This window comes from Pseudomonas sp. GD04158 (genome assembly GCF_029834875.1).
Taxonomy (GTDB): domain Bacteria; phylum Pseudomonadota; class Gammaproteobacteria; order Pseudomonadales; family Pseudomonadaceae; genus Aquipseudomonas; species Aquipseudomonas hydrolytica.
Genome location: NZ_JAODYT010000001.1, coordinates 178222 through 192212 on the forward strand (window position 1 = coordinate 178222; position 13991 = coordinate 192212).

A 13991-nucleotide genomic window follows, 5' to 3' on the forward strand; every position below is an offset into this window, starting at 1 on the left:
CACGGCGCACCCTATGGAAAGCCGCGCGCATCATGCCCATAGGGCGCGCCGTGCGTACCAGCAGCCGGAAACGAAAACGCCCCGAACCAGTCGGGGCGTTTTGCGTTCAGGCGCAGCCGATTACAGGCGCAGGCCGCCGTCCAGCTCCAGGATACGACCGGTGTAGTAGTCGTTTTCCAGGATGTAGGCCACCGAATGCGCGATCTCGGCCGGCTTGCCCATGCGCTTGAGCGGAATGCCGGAGGTCATCTTCTCCAGGGCTTCCGGCTTCATGCTGCCGGTCATCTCGGTTTCGATGAAGCCCGGCGCCACGCCCGCCACGCGGATGCCGTAGCGCGCCAGTTCCTTGGCCCAGACCACAGTGTCAGCGGCGACGCCGGCCTTGGCCGCGGAGTAGTTGGCCTGGCCCATGTTGCCGGCACGGGAGATCGAGGAAATGTTGACGATGGCGCCCTGGTTGCCCAGCTCGATCATCTTCGCCGCCACTTCGCGGGTGCAGAGGAACACGCCGGTCAGGTTGACGTCGATCACCGCCTGCCACTGCGCCAGGCTCATCTTGGTCATCTCACCGTCCTTGACGCGGATGGTCAGGCCATCGCGCAGGATGCCGGCATTGTTGACCAGGCCGTTGATGGCGCCGAAGTCCTCGGCCACCTGGGCGACCATGTGGGTCACCTGCTCTTCATTGGCCACGTTGCACAGGTAGGCACGGGCGTCGCCACCGGCGGCCTTGCAGGCGGCCACGGCTTCGTCGAGTTTTTCCTGGTTCAGATCGACCAGCGCCAGCTTGGCGCCCTTGGCCGCGAGGTACTCACCCATGGCGCGGCCCAGTCCCTGGCAGCCGCCAGTGATGATGATGACTTTGTCTTTCAGTTGCATCGCGTTATCCCCTCAAGGTGCAGCATTTACCGACCCCGCTGATGCCCGCGAACCGCTATGCTAGGGCGTCTGTCCGTTTCTGACGGATTCTTTGCGAGGAGTCATAAGGTGAGCGTGAAAGCCGGCAAGCATGCACGAGAATTGCTGCTCAAGGAATACCGTGGCGTGCTCAGCACCCACTCCAAGGCCATGCCGGGTTTCCCTTTCGGATCGGTGGTGCCCTACTGCCTGGACGCCGAGGGCCGGCCGCTGATCCTGATCAGCCGCATCGCCCAGCACACCCATAATCTCGGGCAGGACGCCAAATGCTCGCTACTGGTCGGCGAGCGCGGCGCAGAGGATGTGCAGGCGGTCGGCCGCCTTACTTTGCTCGCCGAAGCAAGACAGTTGCATGACGAAAGCGAAATCGAAGCGGCCGCCCAACGTTATTACCGCTTTTTCCCTCAGTCGCGCGACTACCATCGGGCGCATGACTTCAATTTCTGGCGGCTGGAGCCGGTGCGCTGGCGCTTTATCGGCGGCTTCGGCGCCATTCATTGGCTCGATCAGGTCGCCCAGGCCAATCCCTTCGCGACGGACGGCAGCGAAGCGAGCATGGTCGAGCACATGAACGACGACCACGCCAATGCCATCGCCCATTACGTCGAACTGGCCGGCCTGCCGCAGCACGAGCCGGCGCAGATGGCCGGCATCGACAGCGAAGGCTTTCACCTGCGCATCGGCCAGAGCCTGCACTGGCTGCCGTTTCCCGCGCCCTGCAGCAACCCCGGCGCAGTACGCCAGGCCCTGGTGCAACTGGCCCGGGCCGAGAGCTGGCCGACCAGCGGCGAGCCTTCAGCTTGAATTAAGCGCAGAGCGCCATATTTAACTTCTACGGGAAGCCTGTCTTCCGCCAAGGACACTTCGACTCATGCGCGCGTTTCTGTTCCTCTTTCTGCTGTTTCCGATCATCGAACTGGCCCTGCTGATCAAGGTCGGCAGCGCCATCGGCGTGCTGCCGACGCTGATGCTGGTGATCGGCACCGCCATCCTCGGCAGCGTGCTGCTGCGCGTGGCCGGCGTCGCTACCGCCTGGCGCGCCCGGGAAAGACTGTCGCGCGGCGAGCTGCCCGAGCAGGAAATGCTCGAAGGCCTGCTGATCGCCGTTGGTGGCGGCCTGCTGTTGCTGCCGGGTTTCATCAGTGACGTCTTCGGCGCGCTCTGCCTGATTCCCTTCACCCGCCGCCTGCTGGTCGGCAAGATTCGCCGCCGCGCCGAGGAACAGGCCCTGCGCCAGCGCGCCTTCTTCGACGACCAGGCCGCCCGCTCCGGGCAAACCCGCCCCAATGTTCTCGAGGGCGAGTACGAGCGTCGCGACTGATCTCCAAGCACCCGTAGGAGCCGGCTTGCCGGCGATCTCCCTGGCTGATCGCCGGCAAGTCGGCTTCTACTCAAGCGCAACGCTGGCATCGAACTGCCCTGCGCGATATCCCCCTTCGCTGCGCAAAAAATTTCACCCCCGCCCCTTGAAATGCCCTTGCCCGCCCACATGTAGCAGTCACCGCAAGGTGCCTGCCCCTGAGGCAGTCCGACTTTCGCGGTGCGCCCAGCGTGCCGCGCCCGGCCTCGCCGGATTTTACAAACCCGCCGACCAAGCAAGAGTCGGCAAGTTGGCCATTCAATTGTTAGGAGAGATCGACAATGAAGCTTCGTCCTCTGCATGACCGCGTCGTGATCCGTCGCAGCGAAGAAGAGACCAAAACCGCAGGCGGCATCGTGCTGCCGGGTTCGGCCGCCGAGAAGCCGAACCAGGGTGAAGTCGTTGCCGTCGGTACCGGTAAGGTTCTGGAAAACGGCGAAGTCCGTCCGCTGGCCGTCAAGGTCGGTGACAAGGTGGTATTCGGCCCCTACTCCGGCAGCAACACCGTCAAGGTCGACGGCGAAGACCTGCTGGTCATGGGCGAGAACGAGATCCTCGCTGTCATCGAAGCCTGATTCCCACGAATCTCCGTTTAAACCTTCAAGAATTTGAGGACTGATCAAAATGGCTGCTAAAGAAGTCAAGTTTGGCGATTCCGCCCGCAAGAAAATGCTCGTAGGCGTCAACGTACTGGCCGACGCCGTCAAAGCCACCCTCGGCCCGAAAGGCCGTAACGTGGTGCTGGCCAAATCCTTCGGCGCCCCGACCATCACCAAAGACGGTGTGTCGGTTGCCAAGGAAATCGAACTGAAAGACGCCTTCGAAAACATGGGCGCCCAGCTGGTCAAGGACGTCGCGTCCAAGGCCAACGACGCTGCCGGTGACGGCACCACCACCGCTACCGTTCTGGCTCAAGCCATCGTCAACGAAGGCCTGAAGTCCGTTGCAGCCGGCATGAACCCGATGGATCTGAAGCGCGGCATCGACAAGGCCACCAGCGCCATCGTTGCTCAGCTGAAAGACCTGGCCAAGCCGTGCGCCGACTCCAAGGCCATCGCTCAGGTCGGCACCATCTCCGCCAACTCCGACAACTCCATCGGTGACATCATCGCCGAAGCCATGGACAAGGTCGGCAAGGAAGGCGTGATCACCGTTGAAGAAGGCTCGGGCCTGGAAAACGAACTGTCCGTCGTAGAAGGCATGCAGTTCGACCGCGGCTACCTGTCGCCGTACTTCATCAACAAGCCGGACACCATGGTTGCCGAGCTGGAAGGCCCGCTGCTGCTGCTGGTCGACAAGAAGATCAGCAACATCCGCGAACTGCTGCCGGTTCTGGAAGCCGTTGCCAAGGCTGGCCGTCCGCTGCTGATCGTGGCTGAAGACGTCGAAGGCGAAGCCCTGGCTACCCTGGTCGTCAACAACATGCGCGGCATCGTCAAGGTCGCTGCCGTCAAGGCGCCGGGCTTCGGCGACCGTCGCAAGGCCATGCTGCAGGACATCGCCATCCTGACCGGCGGTACCGTGATCTCCGAAGAAGTTGGCCTGTCCCTGGAAAGCGCCACTCTGGAGCACCTGGGTAACGCCAAGCGCGTCGTGCTGAACAAGGACAACACCACCATCATCGATGGTGCTGGTGCCCAGGCCGACATCGAAGCCCGCGTTGCGCAGATCCGCAAGCAGGTCGAAGAAACCTCTTCCGACTACGACAAAGAGAAGCTGCAAGAGCGTCTGGCCAAGCTGGCCGGCGGTGTTGCCGTGATCAAGGTTGGCGCTGCCACCGAAGTCGAGATGAAAGAGAAGAAGGCCCGCGTTGAAGACGCCCTGCACGCTACCCGCGCTGCAGTGGAAGAAGGCGTGGTACCTGGCGGTGGCGTGGCTCTGGTGCGCGCTCTGCAGGCCATCGAAGGCCTGAAGGGCGACAACGAAGACCAAAACGTCGGTATCGCTCTGCTGCGTCGCGCTGTCGAAGCGCCGCTGCGTCAGATCGTTGCCAACGCCGGCGGCGAGCCGAGCGTAGTGGTCGACAAGGTCAAGCAGGGTTCGGGCAACTTCGGCTTCAACGCCGCGACCGACACCTACGGCGACATGATCGAGATGGGTATTCTCGACCCGGCCAAGGTCACCCGTTCCGCGCTGCAGGCGGCTGCCTCCATCGGCGGCCTGATGATCACCACCGAGGCCATGGTTGCCGAAGCGGCTGACGACAAGGCTCCGGCCATGCCTGACATGGGCGGCATGGGCGGTATGGGTGGCATGGGCGGCATGATGTAAGCCGACCGGCTCCCACGCAGTACGAAGAACCCCGCGCTAGTCGCGGGGTTTTTTTATGCGCGGCCGTTCCTGACGGCCATAGCGGGCTACCGTTCGGCGCCGGTCAGATGCCCCAAGGACATTGAGGGTGGACTCAGGCACCTTGTTTGCTTATGTTTTGTTACAACCCTGAACGGCTTAGCGCCATTTCAGCAGGTGAGCGCCAAGCGCATCCCTAAAAACAAACATAAGAAGAACAACATGCCCCTGAGCACCGCGAACGATCTTTCACAGCAGGCATTCCAGCATTGGTGGCAACAGCAAGGCGACTGGGTCGAAGCACCCAACGCCCGGCGCGGCGGCGAAAGCGGCGTGCAACGCCTGCTCGACCAGAGCGGCGTGCTCTACGCCAAACGCCAGATCGGCCATATCTACCGCAGCCTGCTGCATCCCCAGGGCCGTCCTACCGTACTGCGCGAACGCAACGCCCTGTTGGCTCTGGAAGCGCTCGGCGTACCCGTGCCACAACTCGTCTACTGCGGCGTCGAGCACGACCCGCAACAGGGCTGGCGCGGCCTGCTGGTCACCGCGGAACTGCAGGGCTTCACCGATATCGACAGCTGGTACGCCCAAGGCGGCCGCGAGCAGTGCGACGAAACCCAACACAGCCAACTGCTGCACCAGATCGGCGCGACCCTGGCACGCATGCACCTCGGCCATTGGCAGCATGGCTGCCTGTACGCCAAGCACGTGTTCGTACGCTTTGAAGAGGGACAGCCGCAGGTCGCCCTGCTCGATCTGGAAAAAAGCCGTCGACGCCTGAGCCGGGTGCGCGCGGCGCGCCATGACCTGCGCCAGCTCAGACGCCACAGCCCCTGGTCCGAGCAGGACTGGCAACAACTGCTGCAAGGCTACCGCGCCGTTTTCGCCGAGGGCGCCCGCGGCCTGGGCACAGCTCTTGCCTAATAATGCGCACGCCGGTCCAGCGCCGGCATTCGTTCCTCCGCCCCAGCGGCGGGCATCGCAATCCCCCCACCAGGAAGTGGCCCTATCTCGCGCCTTGCGCGAGATAGCGAAGCGAGTTGCACGCAACTTCGTCCGCCAAGGCCGGCTGTTACAGCCTGTGCGTAACAGGCACCGAAGGTGACGTTGAAACGTTACCCGAACCACCATGGAACCAACCGATCCGGCCCGTGTCACAGCACAGCCCCGGCGGGTGCCAGCCATGCTCGATGACCGTTCGTCGCACGAGGCAACGACTAGGCGATGAGTGATCTAGGTTTAGCGAACAGCGTTTGGCAGCGCTTTCAAGGGGTTAACAAGATGAAACTAGAAACAGCACGAGGTTTGTTCCTTGGCCTCGCCCTCAGCGTAACGGCAATCGCCGCCGCCGCCTGGCAGGAACCGGGCCCCCGCGTCGTGGACGGACACGACTGCAAGACCGAACAGCACTGCCCCAACGCCCCCCTGCGCAAGCAGATCCAGCCTGCCGTGAAGCCGGACGCCAATCTGCTGTTGCTGATGTTCGGCCTCAGCGGCGCGATGAAAGGCGAGCAGTAAGCGGCGCTTGCCAAAAGGGCCAACCCTAATCACCGGCAACGCAAAAGCAGCATCGAAATGCAAAAAGCAAAGGCGCCCTCTCCCCTAGCCCCCGCCCTGCGCCCCAGCCCTTCGCAGAGCTAAGGGCGCTTCAGCGGGCGAAGCAGTGCTTCGCTGTTTCCGCTTACGCCCCGCAAGCGGGAGAGGGGAACTGATCGTGGTCCTTCAGCAATCTCAGCGGGCCTTCGAGGCTTCCTGAGACTTTTGCGGCTGCCCCCCCTCCTACGAGAGCGTGGTGATATCTGCGGCCTTGCCTTCACGCCCCCGCGATCAACCGCTCAACGATCTGCCGTAGCTCAGGATGCTCCGGCACCCGAATGCCGAACTCCTCGCGCAACACCCTCAGCACCTCATCGACACTCTGCAACTGCACCCGCTCACTCGCCTGTCCCAGGCGGTGGATGGCGAAGCTGCCGTTGTTCAGCGTCTTGCGCAGCTCTGGCCCGGTGCGCGCGGCAATCATCTGGCCAAGGAAAGGTGAGTCCGGATGGGTGCACACGTACCAGTTGCCCACCACGTAATCGATATCCGCCACCTTCTGCAGATCGAACACGTACATCGCCCGCCAACTGCCGGTCACCAGGGCGCGCAGGGTATAGGTGCCGTCCACCAGCGACAGGCGATAGGGTTCGTGCGGTGTGGCCTGCTCCGCCTCGCTATCCAGCAAAAGCGGGCCGGTCGGCACCATGCCGCCGAAGCCGACGTCGCTGATGTAGCGCACGCCATCGATGGTCACCAGCACCAGCATATGGGTGCGCGCCGGCAGGGCATCTTCCGGGCCGCCCATGACCACGCGGCCGGTCAGCCCGCGCGCGTCGAAGCCCAGCGCCTGCAACAGCAGCAGATACAGGCGGTTGAGTTCGAAGCAGTAACCGCCACGGCCCTGACGCAGCAGCTTGTCCTGGATCGCGGCAGGTTCGACCTGCACCGGCACACGCAGCATGCTGGCCAGGGTTTCGAAGGGGAATTCGGCGGTGTGCCGCGCCTGCAGCTCGCGCAGGGTGTCGAGGGTCGCTGGCGGCGCCGACGAGTAGTCCAGGCGCCCAAGATACGTGTGCAGATCCAGCTTGAATGCTTCGGTCATGGTGTTTCTCCCTTTCTACCTGCCGGCTGTTGTACCAGAGGCGGCAGATGGGAGATATGCATAGGGCCGATAGCAAAAAGGCCGATCTTGCGACCGGCCTTCTCATTCAACGCTGCAGCTCACTCAGCCATTGCTGGGGAAGGCGAACTGCGCCGCCTCGTGGCTCTTGCGCGCCGGCCAGCGCTGGGTGATGGCCTTCTTGCGGGTGTAGAAGCGCACCCCGTCCGGGCCGTAGGCATGCAGGTCGCCGAACAGCGAGCGCTTCCAGCCGCCGAAGCTGTGGTAGGCCACCGGCACCGGCAGCGGCACGTTGACGCCGACCATGCCCACTTCGATCTCGTCACAGAACAGGCGCGCGGCTTCACCGTCACGGGTGAAGATGCAGGTGCCGTTGCCGTACTCGTGGTCGTTGATCAGTTGCATGGCTTCTTCCAGGCTGCCAACGCGGACGATGCACAGCACCGGGCCGAAGATTTCGTCGGTGTAGATGGTCATGTCCGGAGTTACCCGGTCGAACAGGGTGCCGCCGACGAAGAAGCCGTTCTCGTTACCCGGCACCACCAGGCCGCGACCGTCGACCACCAGCTTGGCACCCTGGGCCACGCCGGCGTCGATGTAGCCCTTGACCTTGTCGCGCGCAGCGGCGGTGACCAGCGGGCCCATGTCCAGGCCGCAGGAGGTGCCAGCACCGATCTTCAGCGCCTGGATCTGTGGGACGATCTTCTCCACCAGCGCGTCGGCGATCTGGTCGCCCACGCACACGGCCACGGAGATGGCCATGCAGCGCTCGCCGCAGGAACCGTAGGCCGCGCCCATCAGCGCGCTGACGGCGTTGTCCAGGTCGGCATCGGGCATCAGCACTGCGTGGTTCTTGGCGCCGCCCAGGGCCTGCACGCGCTTGCCGCGCTTGGTGCCCTCGCTGTAGATGTATTCGGCGATCGGCGTCGAGCCGACGAAGCTCAGGGCCTTGACCTCGGGCGCCTCGATCAGCGCATCGACCGCGTCCTTGTCGCCGTTGACCACGTTCAGCACGCCCTTGGGCAGGCCGGCCTGGTGCGCCAGCTCGGCGATGAACAGGGTGGAGCTGGGGTCGCGCTCGGAGGGCTTCAAGATGAAGCAGTTGCCGCAGACGATGGCCAGCGGGTACATCCACAGCGGCACCATGGCCGGGAAGTTGAACGGGGTGATGCCAGCCACCACGCCGATGGGCTGCAGGTCGGTCCAGGCGTCGATGTTCGGGCCGACGTTGCGGCTGTACTCGCCCTTGAGGATTTCCGGGGCGGCGCAGGCGAACTCGACGTTCTCGATGCCGCGCTTGAGTTCGCCGATGGCGTCCTCGATGGTCTTGCCGTGCTCGGCGCTGATCAGAGCGGCGATTTCGTTCTCGTTCTGCTCCAGCAGCTGCTTGAAGCGGAACATGATCTGCGCGCGCTTGGCCGGTGGCGTGTTGCGCCAGGCCGGGAAGGCGGCCTTGGCGGCGTCGATGGCCAGCTGCATGGTGGCGCGGTCGGCCAGGCCGACGGCAGAGGTGGAGTCGCCGGTGGACGGGTTGTACACCGGGGCACTGCGCTCGTTGCCGGCAACACGTTCGCCGTTGATCAGGTGGGGGATATGGCTCATGGGGTTCTCCATCAAGAAATCGGGTGCTGGGGAGAGACGCCTTCTCCCCCGGCCCCTCTCCCGCAAGCGGTAGAGGGGAGACAAAAAGGTCAGTCCAACTTGTTCAGCACATCACCGACGGCGTTGAACACGCGGTCGAGGTCTTCCATCCTGGCGTTGAAGGTCGGCCCGAACTGGATGGTGTCGCCGCCGAAGCGCACGTAGAAACCGGCCTTCCACAAGGCCATGCCGGCCTCGAACGGACGGATCACGGCGTCACCGTCACGCGGGGCGATCTGCAGAGCGCCGGCCAGGCCGCAGTTGCGGATGTCGACCACGTGTTTGGTGCCTTTCAGGCCGTGCAGCGCGGCCTCGAACTTCGGCGCCAGCTCGGCGGACTGCTGGATCAGGTTCTCGCGCTTTAGCAGCTCCAGCGTCGCCAGGCCGGCGGCGCAGGCCACCGGGTGCGCCGAGTAGGTGTAGCCGTGGGTGAACTCGATCATGTGCTCCGGCGACGGCTGCTGCATGAAGGTGTTGTAGATCTCGCTGCTGGCGATCACCGCGCCCAGCGGGATGGCGCCGTTGGTGATCTGCTTGGCGACGTTCATCAGGTCCGGGGTCACGCCGAAGAACTCCGCGCCGCTCCACTTGCCCATGCGGCCGAAGCCGGTGATCACTTCGTCGAAGATCAGCAGGATGTTGTGCTGCGTGCAGATTTCGCGCAGGCGCTGCAGGTAGCCCACCGGCGGCACGATGGCGCCGGCCGAGCCGGACATCGGCTCGACGATCACCGCGGCGATATTGGAAGCGTCGTGCAGCTCGATCAGCTTGAGCAGTTCGTTGGCCAGCTCCACGCCGCCGGTTTCGGCCATGCCTTTGGTAAAGGCCATGCCCGGTTGCAGGGTGTGCGGCAGGTGGTCGGCATCCATCAGCTGGCCGTACATCTTGCGGTTACCGCCGATGCCACCGAGCGAGGTGCCGGCAATGTTGACGCCATGATAGCCACGGGCACGGCCGATGAAGCGGGTCTTGGAGGCCTGGCCTTTCAGGCGCCAGTAGGCCTTGGCCATCTTCACCGCGGTGTCGGCGCACTCGGAGCCGGAACCGGTGAAGAACACGTGATTGAGCTCGCCCGGCATCAGGTCGGCGACCTGCTCGGCCAGCTTGAACGACAGCGGATGGCCGTACTGGAAGCCCGGCGAATAGTCGAGGGTGCCGAGCTGCTTGGCCACGGCCTCCTGGATTTCCTTGCGCGAGTGGCCGGCGCCGCAGGTCCACAGGCCGGACAGGCTGTCGTAGATCTTGCGGCCCTGGTCGTCGGTGAGCCAGCTGCCTTCCGCGCCGACGATGATGCGCGGGTCGCGCTGGAACTGGCGGTTGGCGGAGAACGGCATCCAGTGCGCATCCAGCTTGAGCTGGCTGGCCAGGGACGGGGTTGCGGTCTGCGGCATGTTCATCGGAGTAGCCTCACTCGGGCAGGCAATTGGGTGCAGGAGCCCGCTTGCGGGGCGATCAGCGCCGGCAAGCCGGCTCCTACAGGGTAGTTGCAGACAAGGTGCCACGAGCATAGAGTCAGTAAAACAGCACTCTTCTTACCTTCAGTTCAAGGCTTACTAAACAAATGAGCAGCCGCCGTCCCGACCCGCTGGCCCAGGTCAGCGACTTTGAAATCCGCCTGCTCAAGCTGTTTCGCAGCGTGGTGGAGTGCGGCGGTTTCTCCGCCGCGGAAAGTGCCCTGGGGATTGGCCGCTCGGCCATCAGCCAGCAGATGAGCGATCTGGAACAACGCCTCGGCCTGCGCCTGTGCCAGCGCGGCCGCGCCGGCTTCGCCCTGACCGAGGAAGGCCGCGAGGTGTACCAGAGCACCCTGCAGCTGCTGGCGGCGCTGGAGAGCTTTCGCACCGAGGTCAACGGCCTGCACCAGCACCTGCGCGGCGAGCTGAACATCGGCCTGACCGACAACCTGGTGACCATCCCGCACATGCGTATCACCAATGCCCTGGCGCGGCTCAAGGCGCAGGGGCCGGACGTGCGCATTCACATCCGCATGACGCCACCCTCGGAGGTGGAACAGGGCGTGCTCGACGGCCGCCTGCACGTCGGCGTGGTGCCGCAGGTCGGCGCGCTGTCCGGCCTCGAGTACCAGACCCTGTACGGCGAACGCTCGCTGCTCTACTGCGCGGTGGGCCATCCGCTGTTCTACGTCGATGACCAGCAGCTGGAAGACGAGCGCCTCAACGCCCAGGAGGCCATCGCCCCGACCTTCCGCGTGCCGCCCGAGGTGCAGCACCACTATCAATTGCTCAACTGCACCGCCAGCGCCTCGGATCGCGAGGGCATGGCCTTTCTCATCCTCACCGGACGCTATATCGGCTACCTGCCCGATCACTATGCCCAGGCCTGGGTGCAGCAGGGCCGGCTGCGCGCGCTCAAGCCCGCCAGCCGCTTCTATGACCTCAGCCTGGCGGCAGTAACGCGCAAGGGGCGCCGTGCGCATCTGGTGCTGGAGAGCTTTCTCGAGGCGCTGGCCGAATCCTGATCGGGCCAACTCGCCTGCGCCTACAGCTCTGCCGGCGTGCGCGCTCAACGCATCGCCGGCAGGCCGGCTCCTGCCCGATGAACGAAGCTCCACTTGAGTGCAGGCCGCCCTATCGCGGGGCGACGCCTTGCCCGGGCGCCAGCAACAGAAAATGAACACCATGTCACGAAAGATCGTATGCAGTTGATGCGACAAGGCTTTCGCCAGGGCTGAACACAATCTTCCGCACAAGCTGATCAGTTGGACAGCTTTTTGCACTTGAGCAGCGACCTGACCACACGGCCAGGAAAACTAGAAAAACACGCTGATCTCAGGAGCCCAGATGAACCCTACTCGCGCGACCCTGCTCGCCGCCGGCAGCCTGCTGCTGGCGACCCAGGCCCAGGCCGATGGCCCGCTGCTTTGGCAGAACAACAGCCTTTCCTACCTCTACGGCAAGAACTTCAAGGTGGAGCCGGCGATTCAGCAGACCCTCACCTTCGAGCACGCCAGCGGCTGGAGCTGGGGCGATGTGTTCTTCTTCGTCGACCAGAAGTTCTTCAACGGCGCGCAGAACGGCGCCGGGGATTCGCGCAGTTTCTACGGTGAGCTGAGCCCGCGCCTGTCGTTCGGCAAGCTGCTGGGCAAGGACCTGTCGTTCGGGCCGATCAAGGACGTGCTGCTGGCCGCAACCTACGAGTTCGGCGAGGACGAGACCGAGGCCTACCTGCTCGGCCCCGGCTTCGACCTAGCCATACCCGGTTTCAACTTCTTCAAGCTGAACTTCTATTACCGCCAGCCCGACGGCAACCGCGCCGACCGCGACGGTGACGGCAAACCCGATGGCAGCGGCGTCTGGCAGGTCACCCCGAGCTGGTCCTACACCCTGCCGGCGGGCAAGTCGGACATCCTCATCGACGGCTACATCGACTGGGTGGTGGACAACGACGCCAGCTATCACAGCAACTACCACATCAACCCGCAGATCAAGTACGACCTGGGCAAGGCCATGGACTGGGGCGACAAGCAGTTCTACGTCGGGGTCGAGTACAGCTACTGGAAGGACAAGTACGGCATCCAGGACTCGGCGGCCTTCAGCACCAACCAGAACACCGCCAGCCTGCTGCTGAAAGTGCATTTCTGACCCACGGCGCCCGACCGGCACAGGCTGGTCGGCGTTTTGCAGCCACTTCCAGACTCACCACGGGAATGCCCCCATGACCAGTCAATCGCAACCCAGCTCCGAACTGCTCTACGGCCTGGACGACCGTCCGGCGCCGCTACCGGCCTTCTTCGCCGCCTTGCAGCATGTACTCGCCTGCTTCGTCGGCATCGTCACGCCGACTTTGATTATCGGCGGCGTGCTCGGCCTGCATGAACAGCTGCCCTACCTGATCAGCATGGGCCTGATGGTGTCCGGCGTCGGCACCCTGATCCAGGCGCGCCGGCCTTTGGGCATCGGCGCCGGGATGATCTGCGTGCAGGGCACCAGCTTCGCCTTCCTCAGCGCCGTACTGGCCGCGGGGTTGATGGTCAAGGCACGCGGCGGCAGCCCGGACGACATCTTGGCGATGATCTTCGGCGTGTGTTTCTTCGGCGCCTTCATCGAGATGGTGCTGAGCCGCTTCATCGGCCACCTGCAGCGCGTCATCACGCCGCTGGTGACCGGCATCGTCATCACCATCATCGGCGTCAGCCTGATCAAGGTCGGCATCACCGATGTCGGCGGCGGCGCCAAGGCCGAGAACTTCGGCGCGCCGATCAACCTGGCCCTGGGCGCCCTGGTGCTGGTCACCATCATCGCGCTCAACCGCCTGCGCAACGCCTGGCTGCGCCTGTCGGCGATCATCATCGGCCTGCTGGTCGGCTCGCTGGCCGCCTGGTTCAGCGGCGTGCTGGTGCCCAAGCCGCTGCCCGATCTGCCGCTGGTGAGCCTGCCGATGCCCTTTCGCTACGGCTTCGACTTCGACTGGATGGCCTTCGTCCCGGTGGCGCTGATCTACCTGATCACCGCCATCGAAACCACCGGCGACCTGACCGCCAACTGCATGATCTCCAGACAGCCGATCAAGGGGCCGCAGTACCTGCAGCGGATCAGGGGCGGAGTGCTCGGCGACGGCATCAGCTCGCTGATCGCCGCGGTGTTCAACACCTTTCCCAACACCACCTTCAGCCAGAACAATGGCGTGATCCAGCTCTCCGGCGTGGCCAGCCGGCACGTCGGCTATTACATCGGCGCGATCCTGGTGATCCTCGGCCTGTTCCCGGTGCTCGGCGCGATTCTCCAGCAGATCCCCAAGCCGGTGCTGGGCGGCGCTACCCTGGTGATGTTCGGCACCGTCGCCGCCGCCGGCATTCGCATCCTCGCCCAGGCGCCGCTGGACCGGCGCAGCCTGCTGATCATGGCCACCAGCTTCGGCATCGGCCTGGGCGTTTCCAGCCAGCCCGAGCTGCTCAGCCAGATGCCGACCCTGGTGCAGAACCTGTTCGGCTCGGCGATCACCAGCGGCGGCCTGACTGCCATCCTCATGACCCTGTTGCTGCCGCTGGAGCAGCCTGAGGTCACCACCTCCGAGCAGGCCCAGAGGGTCTGAGTTTTCCGTGCACGGGCCCCTTCCCGTGCACGGCCTTGGTGCAACAAAGGCACCAACGGCATTTCCCGG

The 13991-nt window shown here is 64.3% G+C and carries 13 protein-coding genes; 9 read left to right on the forward strand and 4 right to left on the reverse strand.

All coding sequences use genetic code 11. The annotated features are described in order from the left end of the window. Nucleotides 1-120: 120 nt before the first annotated feature. Entirely contained in the window at nt 121-879 is a 759-nt protein-coding gene (locus N7333_RS00890) for an SDR family oxidoreductase (protein WP_003240420.1), read from the reverse strand. Nucleotides 880-987: 108 nt separating this feature from the next. Here N7333_RS00890 and N7333_RS00895 point away from each other — a divergent pair, with 108 nt between their 5' ends. From N7333_RS00895 to N7333_RS00920, 6 genes are all read left to right on the forward strand, one after another. Beyond that, nucleotides 988-1722 (forward strand): HugZ family protein, encoded by a 735-nt coding sequence (locus tag N7333_RS00895; RefSeq protein ID WP_129482953.1) that lies wholly within the window; start codon nt 988-990, stop codon nt 1720-1722. A gap of 67 nt (nt 1723-1789) precedes the next feature. Beyond that, the gene (locus tag N7333_RS00900) at nt 1790-2239 is read left to right on the forward strand and encodes an FxsA family protein (RefSeq protein ID WP_012019625.1); all 450 of its coding nucleotides are present in this window, start codon (nt 1790-1792) and stop codon (nt 2237-2239) included. A 320-nt stretch (nt 2240-2559) separates the two neighbouring features. Then, complete coding sequence (locus N7333_RS00905) at nt 2560-2853, forward strand: co-chaperone GroES (RefSeq protein ID WP_003240414.1); 294 nt, start codon at nt 2560-2562, stop codon at nt 2851-2853. A 49-nt stretch (nt 2854-2902) separates the two neighbouring features. After that, a complete protein-coding gene (gene groL / locus N7333_RS00910) occupies nt 2903-4549 on the forward strand; it encodes a chaperonin GroEL (RefSeq protein ID WP_003240411.1) in 1647 nt (548 codons plus the stop codon). A gap of 240 nt (nt 4550-4789) precedes the next feature. Further along, a complete protein-coding gene (locus N7333_RS00915; protein ID WP_129482954.1) occupies nt 4790-5494 on the forward strand; it encodes a lipopolysaccharide kinase InaA family protein in 705 nt (234 codons plus the stop codon). A gap of 300 nt (nt 5495-5794) precedes the next feature. Next, nucleotides 5795-6088 (forward strand): hypothetical protein, encoded by a 294-nt coding sequence (locus N7333_RS00920; RefSeq protein WP_237717993.1) that lies wholly within the window; start codon nt 5795-5797, stop codon nt 6086-6088. Between the two features lie 295 nt (nt 6089-6383). Here N7333_RS00920 and N7333_RS00925 read toward each other — a convergent pair whose 3' ends face one another. From N7333_RS00925 to N7333_RS00935, 3 genes are all read right to left on the reverse strand, one after another. Then, nucleotides 6384-7211, reverse strand: coding sequence for an arylamine N-acetyltransferase (locus N7333_RS00925; RefSeq protein ID WP_129482955.1), 828 nt, complete (start codon nt 7209-7211; stop codon nt 6384-6386). A 123-nt stretch (nt 7212-7334) separates the two neighbouring features. Next, nucleotides 7335-8831, reverse strand: a complete 1497-nt coding sequence (locus N7333_RS00930) for a CoA-acylating methylmalonate-semialdehyde dehydrogenase (protein ID WP_129482956.1) — start codon at nt 8829-8831, stop codon at nt 7335-7337. 89 nt (nt 8832-8920) lie between these two features. Then, nucleotides 8921-10267, reverse strand: a complete 1347-nt coding sequence (locus N7333_RS00935) for an aspartate aminotransferase family protein (RefSeq protein WP_012019632.1) — start codon at nt 10265-10267, stop codon at nt 8921-8923. 164 nt (nt 10268-10431) lie between these two features. Between N7333_RS00935 and N7333_RS00940 the strand changes: the two genes are divergently transcribed. From N7333_RS00940 to N7333_RS00950, 3 genes are all read left to right on the forward strand, one after another. Then, nucleotides 10432-11349: a LysR family transcriptional regulator gene (locus N7333_RS00940; RefSeq protein ID WP_012019633.1), complete on the forward strand. Its 918-nt coding sequence runs from the start codon at nt 10432-10434 to the stop codon at nt 11347-11349. Between the two features lie 322 nt (nt 11350-11671). Further along, a complete protein-coding gene (locus N7333_RS00945) occupies nt 11672-12472 on the forward strand; it encodes an outer membrane protein OmpK (RefSeq protein WP_012019634.1) in 801 nt (266 codons plus the stop codon). A 73-nt stretch (nt 12473-12545) separates the two neighbouring features. Further along, entirely contained in the window at nt 12546-13922 is a 1377-nt protein-coding gene (locus N7333_RS00950; RefSeq protein WP_129482957.1) for a nucleobase:cation symporter-2 family protein, read from the forward strand. Nucleotides 13923-13991: the final 69 nt, after the last annotated feature.

What these genes read in the sequence shown, in the direction of transcription:
- N7333_RS00890 (WP_003240420.1), bottom strand. Translation starts at nt 879, where the DNA reads ATGCAACTGAAAGACAAAGTCATCATCATCACTGGCGGCTGCCAGGGA.
- N7333_RS00900 (WP_012019625.1), top strand. Translation starts at nt 1,790, where the DNA reads ATGCGCGCGTTTCTGTTCCTCTTTCTGCTGTTTCCGATCATCGAACTG.
- N7333_RS00905 (WP_003240414.1), top strand. Translation starts at nt 2,560, where the DNA reads ATGAAGCTTCGTCCTCTGCATGACCGCGTCGTGATCCGTCGCAGCGAA.
- groL (WP_003240411.1), top strand. Translation starts at nt 2,903, where the DNA reads ATGGCTGCTAAAGAAGTCAAGTTTGGCGATTCCGCCCGCAAGAAAATG.
- N7333_RS00915 (WP_129482954.1), top strand. Translation starts at nt 4,790, where the DNA reads ATGCCCCTGAGCACCGCGAACGATCTTTCACAGCAGGCATTCCAGCAT.
- N7333_RS00920 (WP_237717993.1), top strand. Translation starts at nt 5,795, where the DNA reads ATGAGTGATCTAGGTTTAGCGAACAGCGTTTGGCAGCGCTTTCAAGGG.
- N7333_RS00925 (WP_129482955.1), bottom strand. Translation starts at nt 7,211, where the DNA reads ATGACCGAAGCATTCAAGCTGGATCTGCACACGTATCTTGGGCGCCTG.
- N7333_RS00930 (WP_129482956.1), bottom strand. Translation starts at nt 8,831, where the DNA reads ATGAGCCATATCCCCCACCTGATCAACGGCGAACGTGTTGCCGGCAAC.
- N7333_RS00935 (WP_012019632.1), bottom strand. Translation starts at nt 10,267, where the DNA reads ATGAACATGCCGCAGACCGCAACCCCGTCCCTGGCCAGCCAGCTCAAG.
- N7333_RS00940 (WP_012019633.1), top strand. Translation starts at nt 10,432, where the DNA reads ATGAGCAGCCGCCGTCCCGACCCGCTGGCCCAGGTCAGCGACTTTGAA.
- N7333_RS00945 (WP_012019634.1), top strand. Translation starts at nt 11,672, where the DNA reads ATGAACCCTACTCGCGCGACCCTGCTCGCCGCCGGCAGCCTGCTGCTG.
- N7333_RS00950 (WP_129482957.1), top strand. Translation starts at nt 12,546, where the DNA reads ATGACCAGTCAATCGCAACCCAGCTCCGAACTGCTCTACGGCCTGGAC.